The 16,112-nt window shown below is 61.9% G+C and carries 14 protein-coding genes and 1 riboswitch; of the genes, 5 read left to right on the forward strand and 9 right to left on the reverse strand.

All coding sequences use genetic code 11. From position 1 onward, the window contains the following. Positions 1-181 precede the first annotated feature (181 nt). Both rpsI and rplM read right to left on the reverse strand, forming a co-directional pair. Entirely contained in the window at positions 182-574 is a 393-nt protein-coding gene (gene rpsI / locus AC1DYR_RS19365) for a 30S ribosomal protein S9 (protein ID WP_007867568.1), read from the reverse strand. Positions 575-584: 10 nt separating this feature from the next. Beyond that, the gene (rplM, locus tag AC1DYR_RS19370; RefSeq protein ID WP_007867557.1) at positions 585-1,013 is read right to left on the reverse strand and encodes a 50S ribosomal protein L13; all 429 of its coding nucleotides are present in this window, start codon (positions 1,011-1,013) and stop codon (positions 585-587) included. Between the two features lie 205 nt (positions 1,014-1,218). Between rplM and AC1DYR_RS19375 the strand changes: the two genes are divergently transcribed. From AC1DYR_RS19375 to AC1DYR_RS19385, 3 genes are all read left to right on the forward strand, one after another. Beyond that, positions 1,219-2,217, forward strand: a complete 999-nt coding sequence (locus AC1DYR_RS19375; protein ID WP_477706531.1) for a 23S rRNA (adenine(2030)-N(6))-methyltransferase RlmJ — start codon at positions 1,219-1,221, stop codon at positions 2,215-2,217. Positions 2,218-2,608: 391 nt separating this feature from the next. Further along, positions 2,609-4,543: a sensor histidine kinase gene (locus tag AC1DYR_RS19380; RefSeq protein WP_477706532.1), complete on the forward strand. Its 1,935-nt coding sequence runs from the start codon at positions 2,609-2,611 to the stop codon at positions 4,541-4,543. Continuing rightward, the gene (locus AC1DYR_RS19385) at positions 4,540-6,612 is read left to right on the forward strand and encodes a protein kinase domain-containing protein (RefSeq protein WP_477706533.1); all 2,073 of its coding nucleotides are present in this window, start codon (positions 4,540-4,542) and stop codon (positions 6,610-6,612) included. The genes AC1DYR_RS19380 and AC1DYR_RS19385 overlap by 4 nt, the downstream gene beginning before the upstream one ends. 218 nt (positions 6,613-6,830) lie before the next feature. Here AC1DYR_RS19385 and AC1DYR_RS19390 read toward each other — a convergent pair whose 3' ends face one another. The 3 genes from AC1DYR_RS19390 to AC1DYR_RS19400 are packed head-to-tail and all read right to left on the reverse strand — an operon-like array spanning position 6,831 to position 9,929. Beyond that, positions 6,831-7,862: a cytochrome d ubiquinol oxidase subunit II gene (locus AC1DYR_RS19390; protein WP_477706534.1), complete on the reverse strand. Its 1,032-nt coding sequence runs from the start codon at positions 7,860-7,862 to the stop codon at positions 6,831-6,833. Further along, complete coding sequence (locus tag AC1DYR_RS19395; protein ID WP_477706535.1) at positions 7,855-9,270, reverse strand: cytochrome ubiquinol oxidase subunit I; 1,416 nt, start codon at positions 9,268-9,270, stop codon at positions 7,855-7,857. Before AC1DYR_RS19395 ends, AC1DYR_RS19390 begins: the two co-directional genes overlap by 8 nt. A gap of 2 nt (positions 9,271-9,272) precedes the next feature. Then, complete coding sequence (locus AC1DYR_RS19400; RefSeq protein ID WP_477706536.1) at positions 9,273-9,929, reverse strand: GbsR/MarR family transcriptional regulator; 657 nt, start codon at positions 9,927-9,929, stop codon at positions 9,273-9,275. Between the two features lie 166 nt (positions 9,930-10,095). On the opposite strand from AC1DYR_RS19400, the gene AC1DYR_RS19405 reads away from it, so the two are divergent. Together AC1DYR_RS19405 and AC1DYR_RS19410 are read left to right on the forward strand one after the other, a co-directional pair. Then, complete coding sequence (locus AC1DYR_RS19405; RefSeq protein WP_477706537.1) at positions 10,096-10,545, forward strand: hypothetical protein; 450 nt, start codon at positions 10,096-10,098, stop codon at positions 10,543-10,545. A 572-nt stretch (positions 10,546-11,117) separates the two neighbouring features. Beyond that, positions 11,118-11,588 (forward strand): cupin domain-containing protein, encoded by a 471-nt coding sequence (locus AC1DYR_RS19410; protein WP_477706538.1) that lies wholly within the window; start codon positions 11,118-11,120, stop codon positions 11,586-11,588. Positions 11,589-11,616: 28 nt separating this feature from the next. Here the strand turns inward: AC1DYR_RS19410 and AC1DYR_RS19415 are convergent, their stop codons facing one another. The 4 genes from AC1DYR_RS19415 to ahcY all read right to left on the reverse strand — a co-directional run bounded on the left by AC1DYR_RS19415 (position 11,617) and on the right by ahcY (position 15,715). Continuing rightward, on the reverse strand, positions 11,617-12,246 hold the full coding sequence (locus AC1DYR_RS19415; protein WP_477706539.1) for a septal ring lytic transglycosylase RlpA family protein: 630 nt from the start codon (positions 12,244-12,246) through the stop codon (positions 11,617-11,619). A gap of 11 nt (positions 12,247-12,257) precedes the next feature. Further along, entirely contained in the window at positions 12,258-13,094 is an 837-nt protein-coding gene (gene metF / locus AC1DYR_RS19420; protein WP_477706540.1) for a methylenetetrahydrofolate reductase [NAD(P)H], read from the reverse strand. A gap of 8 nt (positions 13,095-13,102) precedes the next feature. Further along, positions 13,103-14,137 (reverse strand): TlyA family RNA methyltransferase, encoded by a 1,035-nt coding sequence (locus AC1DYR_RS19425; RefSeq protein WP_477706541.1) that lies wholly within the window; start codon positions 14,135-14,137, stop codon positions 13,103-13,105. A gap of 147 nt (positions 14,138-14,284) precedes the next feature. After that, on the reverse strand, positions 14,285-15,715 hold the full coding sequence (gene ahcY, locus AC1DYR_RS19430) for an adenosylhomocysteinase (protein ID WP_477706542.1): 1,431 nt from the start codon (positions 15,713-15,715) through the stop codon (positions 14,285-14,287). Between the two features lie 99 nt (positions 15,716-15,814). Continuing rightward, a riboswitch (S-adenosyl-L-homocysteine riboswitch) is annotated at positions 15,815-15,887 on the reverse strand. Positions 15,888-16,112: the final 225 nt, after the last annotated feature.

Here is a 16,112-nt window from a genome sequence, read left to right on the forward strand (position 1 = left end):
GACACCCGCTGAACCGCCCGATTCAGCCGTAAAGCCGGGTAAGGCTTTGCATCAGGAAAACTAAACGCTTACAAAGCATTGACAGGGCGTTGCGGGCTTCACACAAATACCCGCCCATGAAAAAAGCCGCCAGGTGAACCAGGCGGCTTTTCGGGGACAGCGAAAGCGGCTAAATGTCGATTTAGCGCTTGCTGAACTGCTTGCGGCGGCGAGCTGAACGGAAACCGACTTTTTTACGTTCGACTTCACGTGCATCGCGGGTCACAAAGCCAGCCTGGCTCAGGGCCGGCTTGAGCGTTGCGTCGTAATCGATCAGCGCACGGGTGATACCGTGGCGCACTGCGCCGGCCTGGCCGGACTCGCCGCCGCCGTGGACGTTGACCATGATGTCAAACGTCTCGACGTGGTTCGTCAGAAACAGGGGTTGGCGGCAGATCATGATCGAGGTTTCACGACCGAAGAACACCTGGATGTCACGGTCATTGATCGTGATCTTGCCGGTGCCTTTTTTGATAAACACACGGGCGACGCTGGATTTGCGACGGCCGGTGCCATTGTTCCATTCACCAATCATCAATGGCTCCTTAGATGTCCAGCACTTTAGGCTGTTGGGCGGTATGCGGGTGCTCTGCACCACCGTACACCTTGAGTTTCTTGATCATGGCGTAGCCGAGCGGGCCCTTGGGCAGCATGCCCTTGACGGCTTTTTCCAAAGCGCGGCCGGGGTGCTTGGCTTGCATGTCGCGGAAATTGGTGGCAGTGATGCCGCCTGGATAACCGGAATGGCGATAGTAGATCTTGTCAGTCGACTTGGCGCCGGTGACGCGCAGCTGGGCTGCATTGATGATGACGATGAAGTCACCGGTATCGACGTGAGGCGTATAAATGGCCTTGTGTTTGCCGCGCAAACGGAGAGCAACTTCGCTGGCTACTCGTCCGAGGACCTTGTCGGTCGCGTCAATCACAAACCACTCGTGCGTCACGTCAGCGGGTTTTGCGCTGAACGTTTTCATGAGTTTTCTTTCGAAAAAATGGTTTGTCGGGTTCTTTTCTGCGGTCGGTGTTCTTCTGATGAGAACCTCTTAGGCAGTATTTCAAGCTCTGCCGCGGAACCACTAGGCGCTGCAGAGCCCACGATTATATGAAAAATCAAGGACTTGCGTCAATATTCAGCCGGCTTTAAGGCATTTCTCCCCGGCAAGAAGGTAGGATAGGCCCATGTTTTCCTATCGCCACGCCTTCCACGCAGGCAACCACGCCGACGTGCTCAAGCACACCACGCTGATCGCGTTGATGAAGTATTTGACCCAGAAAGACACGGCGCTGACCGTGATCGACACGCATGCGGGCGCGGGCCTGTACCGGCTTGACGGCGACTACACCGAAACCAGCGGTGAGGCCCAGGAAGGCATTTTCAGGCTGCTTACCCAACCCATTTCCGAATCAAAAACGGCTCCAGCCCAAGCACAGCGTGCGCAAGCAGCTCCTAAAACTGTAGCAAAACCCGCTGCCGGCAAACCAGCCGCAGGCGGCTGGGCGCCTGCCCTGCAGGACTACATCGACCTGTTGCGCGGCCTGAACCTGCAATTCGCCGAAAGCGGCGACATCGCGCACCTGAAGATCTATCCGGGCTCCCCTTTCATCGAGCAGCAATTCCTGAGCGGGCGCGACAAGCTCAAGTTGTTTGAATTGCATCCCACCGATTTCAAGTCGCTTTCCGGCAACATTGAACAGTTGGGTGTCGGCCGCCAGGTGGCGGTTTCACGCGAAGACGGCTTTGAAGCCCTGAAAACCTTTTTGCCCCCACCTGCCCGCCGGGCGATGGTCCTGTGTGACCCCAGCTATGAAATGAAGAGCGACTACGCGCGTGTGTCCGCCTGCATGGCAGACGCCGTCAAGCGCTTCGCCACCGGCACCTATGTCGTCTGGTACCCCATCATTCCGCGGCCGGAGGCCCATGACTTGCCCCGCAAACTCAAGACGCTGGCCGTCAAAGCCAGCCGAAGCTGGTTGAATGCCACTTTAACGGTGAAATCGAGTAAGTTAACAACAGATGCCGCCGGTGACGTCGTGCGGCCAGGCCTTCCTGCCAGCGGCATGTTTGTCATCAACCCGCCCCACACCCTCAAGGCAGAGCTGCAAGCGGCCTTGCCGCAAATGGTGGCCCTGCTGGGGCAAGACCGCAATGCCGGCTTCACGCTGGAGCATGGCGGCTAGGGCTTTCAGGACGACCCCCTGCAAGGGGAGCATGGCAGCCGGCACCGCCAACCGGTTATGCCATGTTGGCTGTGTTGTGCGCCCAGACTTTCCTGTCTTTACCGCCACGGTGAGTTGTGGCAAGGTTGCCCCGTAAGCTTTCCCAGAGTCTGCGCCTTCATTTTCCCGCCGTGTTTCCCCTGCTTCCTGTGTCCTGATTTCCGCTTTCTTTTCTCCTTTTTCTCCTGGCTTTCCACGCTCCCTCGGTGCTCCACCACTAAACATGCCCGTCCAGGCTCAAGCGCTCCCATCCGCCGCCCCGGATACGCCGGGCCTCGGACAGCGCGCGCGTGGGAAAACGGCCAGGCCAGCGGAAAAGGGACTCAACGCCGGCACAGCAAGCGACATGCCGATGGGTACGCCAGAGGACATGGAGCATGAAATCGAGCGCCGGGTGGCGCTTCGCACCCAGGAGCTTCGTGCATCGCTGGCGCGCTACCAGACCATGGTGGACCTCGCGACCGAAAACATCTGCGTCGGGCAGGAAGGCCTGCTGCGCTTTGCCAATCCGCCGTGCCTGGCCTTGCTGGGTACAGAGGCCGGCACCATGGCCGACCGGCCCATGATCGAATTCATCCATCCGGAAGACCGCAACTTTGTTTCCGGCAAGCACAAGCTGCGCGCCGCCGGCAACGTCGTGCCGGCCTTTGAGGCGAGATTCCAGCGCGACGACGGCACGATTTCCCTGGTGGAAATCAATGGCGTGCTGGTGGACTGGGAAGGTGCGCCGGCGGACCTTTTTTTCCTGAAGGATGTCACCGAGCGCAAAAGGCTCGAGGCCCTGACCCGATCAGCCGCCGAGCGCTACCGGGCGGTCGTGGAAAACGTCAACGACGTGATCCTGGTGGTGCAAAAAGGCATCGTGCGCTTTTCCAATACCAGCGCCCAGGCCATGTTCGGCCTGACGCTCACCGGACTGCCGTCCATGCACCTGATCCACCCTGACGACCGCGGCATGGTGCAGCGCCAGCGCGAGCTCATGCAGTCAGGCACCATGGTCAGCGCCTACGAGGCCCGCTTCATCACGCCACCGCGCGAGACGATGGCGCCGGACCTGCGCACCGGCTGGGCCAGCATCTACGGCACGCGCATTGAGTGGGACGGCGAACCCGCCCTGCTGGTGCTCATGTCCGACATCAGCGAGCGCCGCCGGCTGGACGAAGAACTCAAGACCGCGCTGATGCAGCGCGAAGCCATCCTCGAGACCACTGCCGTCGGCGTGACCTTCCTCAAAAGCCGGCGCCACCAGTGGCTCAACCGCACGCTGGCGGCCATGCTCGGCTACAGCCCAGCCGAATTGCTGGGCCAGGAAACGCGCGTTCACTATCCCAGTGACGAGGACTTCGAACGCACCGGCGAACTCGCCTACGCGCAGATCGCGCAAACCGGATCGTTCTCGCTGGAGACGCGCATGCGCCGCAAAAGCGGCGAGCTGATCTGGGTTCAGCTTGACGGCTCGGCCCTCGACCGCAATCGCCCGCAGGAAGGCTCGGTGTGGACTTACGTGGACATCACCCGCCGCAAGGAAGCCGACGAGGAAGCCCGGCGAGCCCTGGTGCGCGAACGCGAGCTGGGTGAACTCAAAACGCGCTTTGTGTCGATGGCCTCGCATGAATTCCGCACACCGCTTGCCACGATCCTGTCGTCCGCAGAGTTGATCGAACACTACGGTGAAAAAATCACGCACCGCGAGCGCCAGGACATCATGGCCGACCTGGTGATCGCGGTCAAACGCATGCAGGGCATGCTCGAAGACATGCTCACCGTCGGGCAGGCCGACGCCGGCAAACTCAAGCTCAACCTGAAACCGCTGGATATCGCGGCCCTGTGCCGCAAGCTCGTGACCGAAATGCACACCAGCGACGCCGGCCAGCATGCGATTGAATTTGAAGCCCCCATCGGCCACGACGCTTTTTCACAGCTGGTCCTGCTCGACGAACGGCTGGTCCGGCACATCGCCAGCAACCTGCTGGCCAACGCCTGCAAATATTCGCCCGCCGGCAGTGTGGTGGTGCTCACGCTGGACCGCCGGCAGGACGAGTCCGGGGACCACCTGATCCTGCGCGTCAGTGACGAAGGCATCGGCATTCCGCCCTCGGACCTGCCGCGCCTGTTCGAGAGCTTTCACCGCGGCTCCAATGTGGGCAACCGCCAGGGCTCCGGGTTGGGCCTGGCCATTGTCAAACACGCCGTTGACCTGCATCACGGCAAAATCGAGGTGGCAAGCATGCCGGGAGCAGGCACACGGTTCACGATCAGCCTGCCCATTTCTCAAGGAACCCCATGACCCTGATCCTGATCGTTGAGGACGACGACGCCATCCGCAGCAACATCGTGCGGCTGCTCAAACTTGAAGGTTTTGAAACGGCCGCGGCCGCAGACGGCCGGCAAGGCCTGGAGCAGGCCCGCACAAGCCGCCCCGACCTGATCGTCTCCGACGTCGGCATGCCCGGCATGAACGGCTTTGAACTGCTGGCGGCCGTGCGCGCCGACCCGCAGCTGGTCAACACCCCTTTCATGCTGCTGACCGCGCTGGACGACCGCGAAAGCATGCGCCGCGGCATGACGGCCGGCGCCGACGACTATTTGTCAAAACCCTTCAGCCGTGCGGAGCTGCTCGACGCCGTCAATGCGCAGCTGAAGAAAAAAGCACGGGTGCGTGAAGCCATCGACTCGGGTGTAGCAGCCGGCGAAGAACGCCTGCGTGCAGCTTTTGCCAGCCGCATCAGTGGCAGCCGCCCCGACAGCGTACCGGTTGATATTCCGGCCAGCGCGCAAACTGAAGAAATCGCCAATGCCACTGTGCTGGTGGCCAGCATCCGCAATTTCACCTCACTGGCTGAAAAGCTCAATGCCGCGGAGGTATCGCAACTGCTCACCGAATATTTTGAGCGCATCTCCGAACCTGTACTGAAAAACAGCGGCAGGCACATCAAGTTTGTCGGCGATGGATTGATGGCGGTGTTTGTCGACACCGCCTCGGGTTCGCCGCTGCCGGCCCCGCGCCGCGCCATTTCTGCGGCCCTTGCCATGGCGCTGGCCACGCATGAATTCCGCGACTGGCTGGAGCAGCGCTTCGGCGGCCGCGCGCTGCCGCCGTTTGCCATGGGTATCGGCATCCACAGCGGCGCCGTCACGCTGTGCCAGCTCGGCACGCAGCAGACCAAGGAACTCACGCCCGTGGGTGAAACCGTGACGCTGGCCTCGCGGCTGGAAGATGCCACCGAAGAAAAGGGCTGGACGGTGATGGCCAGCGAGCAGACCCTCGGCGAAGCCGGCACCGGTATCCAGACCGGCATCCACACTTCGCTTTCGCTGCCCGGCCGCAACCTCGCCATCGATGTGGCCGAGGTCACAGGCCTCATCACCACCATGGACGACAAGATCCATGGCATGGCCAGCCTGACCGAGCGCGCCAGCGAGATCAGCGACGCCGTGCGCGCCAATTCGGACATCACCGCACGCGCGGTCAAGGGCGCGCTGGACGCCAAGCTCTCGGCGCTGAAAGACCTGCGCTTTGACGCCAGCAGCGAGGCGGTACGCCTCAAGGGCTACCGCATCACGCGCAAGATCGGCGCCGGCGGCATGACCGAGGTCTACCTGAGCGAACGTGAATCCGACGGCCTGCCGATCGTGCTCAAGGTGCTGGACTCTCGCGGCAAGGAAGCCTCGGAACACCTGGTGCGTTTCATCCAGGAATACGCCCTGCTTTGCAAGATCGACCATCCGCACGTGATCAAGATCTACGACCAGGGGTTCACCGACGAGCACGCTTACATCGCGATGGAGTACTTCGAACGCGGTGACCTGCGCAGCCTGTTCGGGCCCGACCTGGCCCGCTCGCAGGCGCTGACGGTGGCGCGCGAGGTCGCCCAGGCGCTGTCGGCCATCCATGCGCACGGCATTGTCCACCGCGACATCAAGCCTGAAAACGTCATGCTGCGTGCCGACGGCAGCGTGGCGCTGGCCGACTTCGGCATCGCCAAATCCATGCTGCAGGCCCCCAGCATGGGCCTGACCCAAACCCACCACGGTGACGTCGTGGGAACGCCCTACTACATGAGCCCCGAGCAGGCCACCGGCCGCAAGGTAACGGCCCAGTCCGACCTCTACAGCCTGGGCGTGATGCTGTTCGAAATGCTGGCCAACCGCAGGCCCTATGTTGCCGAATCGCTCGAGCTGCTGCTGGCCAAACACCTGAATGCCGACACGCCCGCACTTCCCGAAGTGCATGCGGAATTGCAGGGCGTGGTCAACAAACTGATGGCCAAAAACCCCGAGCACCGCTACGAATCCGCCGAAGCCTTTTTGATCGAACTCGAATCCATCGCGCCCGCGCCTGAGATTAGTCTATAACCCCCGTCCAGGCTCACTTCGTGTAGCCCGTTCCCCCCTTCCAGGGGGCGGCGCCTGGGGCCGGCAAAGCCGGACCCTCGGCCCCCGCTGATGAATACCTCCGCTAGTAACGCCCTGAATTCTTCAACCAGCAGGGGCCGCGGGACTGGCTTTGCCAGACCGCAGGCGCAGCGCCCCCTCGGGGGGCAGCGCAGTACACGCAGTGACAAGCGTGGGGGCTAATATTTCAATGCAGTGCTCTTGCCCCAGAACACACGATAAGCGAACACGGTGTACCCAATGATCATCGGCAGCACCACCGCTGCACCGACCAGGATCACGCCCATGGCTTCGGGGGCGCTGGCCGACTGCCAGATCGTGAGCTTGTCGATCACCAGCCACGGAAAGAGGCTGTAAGCCAGGCCGTAGAAGGCCAGCAAAAACACGCCCACCGTCGCGCCGAATGGCACCCATGCACCGTATTCATTGCCTTGTGCCAGCCGCACCGGCAGGCGTTGCAGGCTGCGGAAGATCACACCGAACAGCACTGCCGTGGCCGCCGGGATCGGCAGCAGCAGCACGATGTTCGGAAACGAAAACCATTTGTCGAAAATGCTCTGGCTCACCAGTGGCGTAGCCACCGAAATGGCGCCGATGCCGATCACAGTGAACAGCAGGCTGCGCCTGGCCCAGCGCACGGCCTGCAGTTGCAATTCGCCTTCGGATTTGATGATGAGCCAGCCGGCGCCGAGCAGGCAATACGCCGCGACCAGCGCTGCGCCGATGACGGCATTGAACACAATCGTCCACCAGGTCGCCGCAAACCCGGTGATCAGCGAGCCCAGCATGTAGCCCTGCGACCAGCTTGCCAGCAGCGAGCCGGTGTAGAACATGCGGTTCCACAAGGGCTTGTGGCTGGCGCGTGCCTTCACGCGGAAGTCAAAGGCCACGCCGCGCAGCGTGAGGCCGATGAGCATGAAGGCCACGGGCAAATACAGCGCGCCCAGAATGACGCCGTGCGCCAGCGGAAACACGGTGAGCAAAATACCGACACCCAGCACCAGCCAGGTTTCGTTGGCATCCCAGAAGGGTCCGATGCTGGCGATCATGGTGTCCTTGTCGTCATCGCCGGCGGTGCGCATCAACACGCCAACGCCCAGGTCGTAGCCGTCCAGGATCACGTAGGCCAGCATGGCCAGGCCCATTACCACCAGGAAGACGATGGGCATCCAGCCGGCGGCTTGCGTCAGGTCGGGGGCAAGGTCAAGCATGGGAGGCTCCTTCTTTTTCGGGGTAGTTCACGACGTTGAGCTCCTTCTCGGGCTCACCGGCGGTGTCGTCATCGCCGAACGGCTTGTCCGCATGTTTCCTGTGCCGCGCGAGGTAGAACACCACCGACACATAAGACACCAGCAGCACCGCGTAAAGCGCGAGGTAGAGCGTCAGCGTCAGCGCAATGCGTGGCGCCGGCACTTTTGAGGCGGCATCGGCTGCCGTCAGCACGCCCGTCACCAGCCAGGGTTGCCGGCCGATTTCAGTCACATACCAGCCAGCGATCAGTGCGATCCAGCCCGCGAAGGTCATGGCCACCAGCACACGGGCATGCCACACGGTGAGCGTCCGCGCCGGGTCCTTCTTCCATGGGGCCAGTTGCAACACACTGGCCCAGCTCACGGCCAACATCAGCATACCCACGCCCACCATGATGCGAAAGGCCCAGAACACCGGCGCCACCGGCGGATGTTTTCCCTCGAACTCGTTCAAGCCCTTGACCTCGCCGTCCAGGCTGTGCGTGAGGTAGAGCGACGCCAGCTTGGGAATGCCGATTTCATAGCGGTTGGATTTGGTGGCCTGGTCGGGCAGCGCAAACAGTACCGCGGGCACGCCTTTTTGGGTTTCCCAGATGCCTTCCATGGCGGCCAGCTTGGCCGGCTGGTGCTCCATCGTGTTCAGGCCATGCTGGTCGCCCGCGACGATCTGCAGCGGAATCAGCATGGCAGCCATGTAGATGCCCGTCTTCAGGCCGGCCATGACTTCTGCGCCGCGATCGTTGCGCAGCCAGCGGTAGGCCGAAACGCCCGCCACCAGAAAAGCCACCGTCAGCCCCGACGCCAGCAGCATGTGCGTGAGGCGGTAAGGAAAGGACGGGTTGAAGATCACCGCCAGCCAGCTCGTGACATGCGCCTGGCCGTTGATCATTTCAAAGCCCGCGGGCGTCTGCATCCAGGAGTTGAGCGCCAGAATCCAGAAAGCCGACAGCGTGGTGCCGCCCGCCACCAGCAGCGTGGCAATGGTGTGCATGGTCTCGCTCACGCGTTCCCGCGCAAACAGCATCACGCCCAGCATGGTGGCCTCCAGAAAGAAGGCTGTCAGCACTTCGTAGGCCAGCAGCGGCCCGGCGATGTTGCCGACCTTCTGCATGTAGCCCGGCCAGTTGGTGCCGAACTGAAAGCTCATGGTGATGCCGCTGACCACACCGAGGGCAAAGGTCAGCGCGAAGATCTTCACCCAGAACTGGTAGGCGTCCATCCAGTGCTGGTCTTTGGTGCTGACGAAGCGCAGCTTGAAATACAGCAGCACCCAGCCCAGCGAGATGCTGATGGTGGGAAACAGGATGTGGAAGGTGATGTTGGCCGCAAACTGGATGCGGGCCAACAGGAATGCGTCTAAACCGTCCATCATCAACTCCTGTTTTCGTCGGGAAGGTTGGCAGCGGGTGCTGCGGGGCCGGGGAGCTCGCCGGAGGGCTTCGCCGCCACTTTGCTGGATGCGGTGCGGCCTGTCAAACCGGCCTTCATGCTGCTGGCGACCTTGTCCTTCACCTCCAGCAGTTTCTGCACCTTGGCGCCCATCTTCATCAGGCTCATCAGCGTGGCCGAGTCCATCTTCTGCACATCGGCCAGCCAGCCCGTCATCAGCTCGATCAAATCGTGCATCTGCTTCATGCGCGCCTGGGCGTGGATGTCGTCCTGGTTGGCCGGGTGTTCCATCAGCGCATCGCGCAGCATCGAGAGCGTCGGGTCGATTTCGCGCTTGCGGCGCTCTTCGGCCAGCGTGCGGAAGATCGCCCAGACGTCTTCGGGCGCACTGAAATACTCGCGCCTGTCGTTCGGCAGGTGCTGCAGCCGCACCAGGTTCCACGACTGCAATTCCTTCAGCCCCATGCTGACGTTGGAGCGCGAAAACGCCAGCGCCTCACCGATTTCATCGGCATTCAGGGCCTGCGGCGAGACGTACAGCAAGGCATAAATCTGCCCGACAGTCCGGTTAATGCCCCAACGGCTGCCCATTTCACCGAAATGGAGGACAAATCGCTGGGTCAGGGGGGCAAGGTTCATGGCGCTGGGCCTCTTTGGGTTATTGAATTTTCAGGAATTACTGTAATTCTAATAAATTAAAGCGATTTGTGCTGGCGGTTTGATTCACCACTCACTGGCTTGTAATTTCCTTTTAATTTACTCTAGAGTTGCTATATAGTAACTCCATAGTAAATAAGGAGTTGATATGGACATCATCCAGGTTCCACTGAAACGCGACGTTTTTGAGCGGCTGAAAGGACTCGCAGAGCCTTTGGTTGATGACGCGAGCTCCGTCATTGACAGGCTCATCAAACATTGGGAGTCGGTCCCCCATGGATCAAACACCCGGGTCATCGCTATACCAGAGCAGAGCCCAAAAATCTGGAAGTCTGCGCGAGGCGAGAGCTTTCCAGTGGGAACGAAGCTGCGGTCAAAGTATTTGAGTCACTCGTTCGAAGCCACCATCACGTCCAGTGGCATCGAATTTAATGGCCGTACGTATGACAACCCTTCGTCAGCAGGGATCGCTGCCAAAGAGTCCGTTGGTACACACAAAATTTCGGCAAATACAAATGGATGGACTTTTTGGGAAATGCAAGATCCAGAGACCTTTCGGTGGACATCGATCGATGTGTTGCGCTCCAGGAAAGAGTGACTCAATCATGCTGCGCGGCCCGCCAACACCCGCGTGCCGGGAGTGGGCGCTCCCCGTCTGCGATAGCAGCATCCCGTTTGCGCTGCGCCATCCGCAAGCGCGGGTGATGGATTCGACTTGCCGGCGGTACAAGTCGCACAGTGCCCGGAGTGCTAACGGCACTTGGCCCACCGACCTGCCAGCTACCAAATCACTATCAAATTCATAGCTGCTCGCGCAGATTCCCATTGGGCCGAGGGCATTTTTCATCCAAAAAAAGAGGCGAAACGGCCCCCAAAACATCGCTCACCGGCCGGAAAAGCCTGAAAAACGGCCCTGAAAGCATTTTTCGGCCTATTTTCAGCATCAAATCGACCTCTCGCCCAATTGGATCATGCGCGGATAGCTATCAAATAGATAGCAAACACGGTCAACAACTGAAGGCCTCCGGGCTGGAGGTGTTGCGGGGGTGTTAGCCGGACCTGCTTCCAAGCGAAAAGGCCGGTTGCCGGGTCGGGTCACCGCTATTGGCAAGCCCATCGCAACGTGGGCATACTGGCCCGCCCTTACACAACACCCACAAAAAGGATTCCATGCGCCATACCACCACCGTCCTCGGCTTTTCCGTCACCGTTGCCTTTGTGGCGGGGATTGCGTTGTCGCCGCTGGCCCAGCACGCCCTGCCCGATGCGCATGCGCAGGCCGTGCCCCTGGCGCCGGCGATGATTGACCTCGCAGCGCTCAAGCACGGCGACATTCCCGGCACACCGAACCCCGAAATGAATGCGAAGGGACTGGTCATCACCGACAACGCCACCATCGGCATTCAGTCCGGTAACGTGGCCAAACACATCCACCCGAAAACCGACGAGATCCAGTACATCATCGAAGGCAGCGGTGCCATGTGGCTGGGCGGCGAGCGCAAGGAGTTCAAACCGGGCACGCTGATCATCATTCCCAAAGGCACGGCACACGGCGGCACCTTGGTGACCAGCGGGCCTGTCAAGGCACTGGCCATCAAGATCCCGCCTCAGCCCAGGGACGATGTGACTTTTGTGAACTGAGCGAGCGCGCCTCGGTCAGCGACGCGATTCAGCGCGGCGCACGCGGCGCCGCTGGGCGCCGCCTTGCAGGCGGGCGCTTCCGGGCCGCGGGCGCGGGTGCCGCCGCGACCTCCGGTGTGGACTCGGGCACGAGCAGCACGACTTCCTTCAGCCCCATGCCCAGCATGCCGAGCTCTTCCGCCGCGGCACGGCTCAGGTCGATGATGCGGTTGCCGCTGTAGGGGCCGCGGTCGGTGATGCGTACATCGACATCGCGGCCGTTGACCAGGCTGTGCACACGCACCATGGTGCCAAATGGCAGCGTGCGGTGCGCAGCGGTGAACTCCTGCATGTCAAAACGCTCACCGCTGGCGGTGCGCCGGCCGTTAAAACGCGGGCCGTACCAGGAAGCCTGGCCGCGCTGGAATTCGCGGGGCACCTCGCCGGCCAGCAGCGACGGCCTGGGTGCAGCGGCGGAAGGCGGTACCTCGTCAGCCATCTCACCGGTCGCGGGTGATGCATCGGTGGCGGGACGTGAAGGACGCGGCGCCGGTGCAGCAGCACCAGAGCCCGGCGCGGTGGAGGGCTTGCTTGGTGGCGTCGTGGTACATGCCGCCAGCAAGGCCAGCAGCACCGCAGCGCTGAGGGTGGCGGCAGACCGGCGGGCACCCTGCAGCATGGATGGCGGCCTCAGGCTCGCTGCAGCCGCCCGATGATTTCGGTCGTCGCTGCGGCCTGGTTCATCGTGTAGAAATGGATTCCGGGCACACCGGCTGCATAGAGCTGCTCGCACAAACCGCTGATCACATCAAGGCCGAAGCTCTTGATGGACGCGGTGTCGTCACCAAAGCCCTGCAGGCGCAGGCGGATCCAGCGCGGAATCTCGGCGCCGCAGGCATCGGAAAAGCGCATGAGCTGCGTGGAGCTCGTGATGGGCATGATGCCGGGCACGATGGGCACGTCAACGCCCAGAGCCTGCGCGTCGTCGACAAAACGGTAGTAGGCGTCGGCGTTGAAGAAGTATTGCGTGATGGCCGAGTTGGCGCCGGCCTTGACCTTTTGCACAAAGGCCTGCAGGTCGGCATCGGCCGACCTGGCCTGGGGATGGATTTCCGGGTAGGCGGCCACTTCGATGTGGAAAGCGTCGCCGGTTTCGGCGCGGATGAAGGCCACCAGGTCGCTGGCGTAATGAAACTCGCCGCCCGCGCCGTAGCCGCTGGGCAGGTCGCCGCGCAGGGCGACCAGGCGTTTCACGCCCATGATCTGCAAGGTGGTGAGTTGCTGGCGCACCGTGGCCTTGGTGGCGCCCACGCATGAGAAATGGCAGGCCGCCGCCACGCCTTCAGCCAGGATTTCGCTCACCGTACCAAAGGTGCCGTCTTGCGTGGAACCGCCCGCGCCAAACGTCACCGAGCAGAACTCGGGCTTGTGCGCATACAGCGCCTGGCGCGCCACGCGCAGCTTCTCGGCGCCTTCAGGTGTCTTGGGCGGGAAAAATTCAAAACTGAGGGGAAGTTTCAGGCTCATCACGGATCTCACTCGTCGTTGTTTGTCGTATCGGTTTTGTTGTCACGCCGCTTGCCACGCGCAGGGCCAGGCTGGCCGGCATGCGCGAGTTCGGAGTCTTCGTGCGGCGCGCGGGAGGCGCGCATTTCGCTGCGCGGCACGCGCTTGGCCACCTTGCGCTGCGGCGCGGCCGGCAGCGGCTGGTCTTCGCCCGCCACGTCCCGGCCCTTGACGCCCTGGATAAAAAATTCGCGATTGCCGTCGCCGCCTTCAATGGGTGACTGCAGCCAGGCTTTCACTTCCAGCCCCAGCGCTGTGCAGGCATCGCGCAAGCGCTTTTCGACAAACTCGAAATGCACCGGGTCGCGCACGATGCCGCCCTTGCCGATCTGGCCGGGCTGCAATTCAAACTGCGGCTTGACCAGCATGAGCAGGTCGCCACCGGGTTTGAGCAGGCGAACCACTGCGGGCAACACCAGCGTGAGCGAGATGAAAGACAGGTCGCCGGTCAGGAAGTCGAAGTTGGCTTCTGCGGCTGGGCTCGCCTCATCCAGGTCAGCGTCATCCTCATCGCCATCGAAGTCATCCGGAAAACCCATGTCATCGCTGTCGCCTGCATGGCCGGCCACGAGGTCGGCGGCGGTCATGGAACGGGCATTCAAGCCCTCGACGCAAACCACACGCGGGTCTTCACGCAGACTGGCATGCAGCTGGCCGTGGCCCACATCAACGCCCACCACCTGCATGGCGCCGTGCTGCAACAGGCAGTCGGTAAAGCCGCCGGTGGACTGGCCCACGTCAAGGCAGCGCAAGCCATCCACCTTCAGGCCGGTAGCTTTCAGCGCGCCTTCGAGCTTGAGCCCGCCGCGCGAGATGTACTTGGCTTCAGTGGTGTCCAGCAACTGCAACTCAGCGCCGGGCGGAATCTCGTCGCCGTTCTTGGCGACCTTCTTCCAGGCAGCATCGGCTTCGGGACGCCACTGCACCCCCGAAGCGATCAGGCGCTGGGCCTGCGAGCGGGTGGCGGCATGGCCGTGTTCGACGAGGAATAGGTCAGCGCGCATGTAGTTCCAGAAAAAGAGGGCTCAGCGCGTCGCGAGCGGCCGTCAGGCTAGGCGCGGGAGGACCCATGAACCGGAGCGTACTGGAGGTACGTGAGGATTCATGGAGGGACCCGCAACGACGCATCACGGCCGCGCAGTAGCGCGGGATCAGTAGCGGTAGGTGTTGGCTTTGTACGGGCCTGCTTTGCTGACACCGATGTACGCAGCCTGCTCGTCGCTCAACTCGGTCAGCACAGCGCCAACCTTCTTCAGGTGCAAGCGGGCAACCTTTTCGTCAAGATGCTTTGGCAGCACATAAACCTTGCCTACTTCGTACGCGTCCTTCTTGGTGAAGAGCTCGATCTGCGCGATCGTCTGGTTCGCAAAGCTCGAAGACATCACGAAGCTCGGGTGGCCGGTGCCGCAGCCGAGGTTGACCAGGCGGCCCTTGGCCAGCAGGATGATGCGCTTGCCGTCCGGGAAGATCACGTGGTCGACTTGCGGTTTGATCTCTTCCCAGGTGCATTTTTCGAGTGCGGCAACGTCGATTTCGTTGTCGAAGTGGCCGATGTTGCAGACGATGGCCTGGTCTTTCATCTTGGCCATGTGGTCATACGTGATGACGTTCTTGTTGCCGGTGGCGGACACAAAAATATCGGCCTTGTCGGCAGCGTATTCCATGGTCACGACCTTGTAGCCTTCCATCGCGGCTTGCAGGGCGTTGATCGGGTCGATCTCGGTCACCCACACCTGGGCGCTCAGGGCGCGCAGTGCTTGTGCGGAACCCTTGCCCACGTCGCCGTAGCCGGCCACGAGTGCGACCTTGCCGGCGACCATCACGTCGGTGGCGCGCTTGATGGCGTCAACCAGGGATTCGCGGCAGCCGTACAGGTTGTCGAACTTGCTCTTGGTGACGGAATCGTTCACGTTGATGGCGCGCAGGGCCAGCGTGCCCTTGGCCGACATTTCGTTCAGGCGCAGCACGCCGGTCGTGGTTTCTTCCGTCACGCCGACGATGTTCTTCAGGCGGCGGCTGTACCAGGTCGGGTCTTGCGCGAGCTTGGCCTTGATCGAGTTGAAGAGGCAGATTTCTTCTTCGCTGCCGGGCTTGGAGATGAGGCTCGCGTCTTTTTCGGCCTTGGTGCCCAGGTGCATCAGCAGCGTCGCGTCGCCGCCGTCGTCCAGGATCATGTTGGGGCCTTCTTCAGGCGTGCCCTTGGCGCCGTTGAATTCGAAGATCTTGTGGGTGTAGTCCCAGTAGTCGGCCAGGGTTTCGCCCTTGATGGCAAACACCGGCGTGCCGGCGGCGGCGATCGCGGCGGCGGCGTGGTCTTGCGTCGAGAAGATGTTGCACGAAGCCCAGCGCACTTCAGCGCCCAGGGCCTGCAGGGTTTCGATCAGCACGCCGGTCTGGATCGTCATGTGCAGCGAACCGGTGATGCGCGCGCCCTTGAGCGGCTGCGCCTTCGCGAATTCTTCGCGGATGGCCATCAGCCCGGGCATTTCGGTTTGTGCGATGTTCAGTTCCTTGCGGCCCCAGGCGGCAAGCGAAATATCGGCAATGGTGTAGTCGGTGGAAGGTTTCAGGACGGCGCTCATACGGTTCTCCAAATATCAAACGTCAACTGGGCAAAATCGCCACGGGCACGGCTTTCAGGGGAAGGGAGAATTCAGTCATTCACCCGGCTTGAGAGCACATGCGGGTGAGCGTGGTTGCAATGAAGTCCTGAGCCTGGTCCACGTGATGTGGCTTGCAACGCTCCTCAGGAAAACTGATTATACCCACCCCCGTCCGGACTCACTTCGTGTAGTCCGTTCCCCCCCCTCAAGGGATAAATAGATTCACCCCCGTTCAGGCTCACTTCGTGTAGCCTGCTCCCCCCTCTAGGGGGCGGCGCCTGGGGCCGGCGAAGCCGGACCCTCGGCCCCCGCTGGTGAAATACGCCATCACCGATCGCGCCCACAGAACTCTTCAACCCGCATGGGCCGCGGAACC

It is taken from the genome of Polaromonas sp. P1_F9 (genome assembly GCF_056405615.1).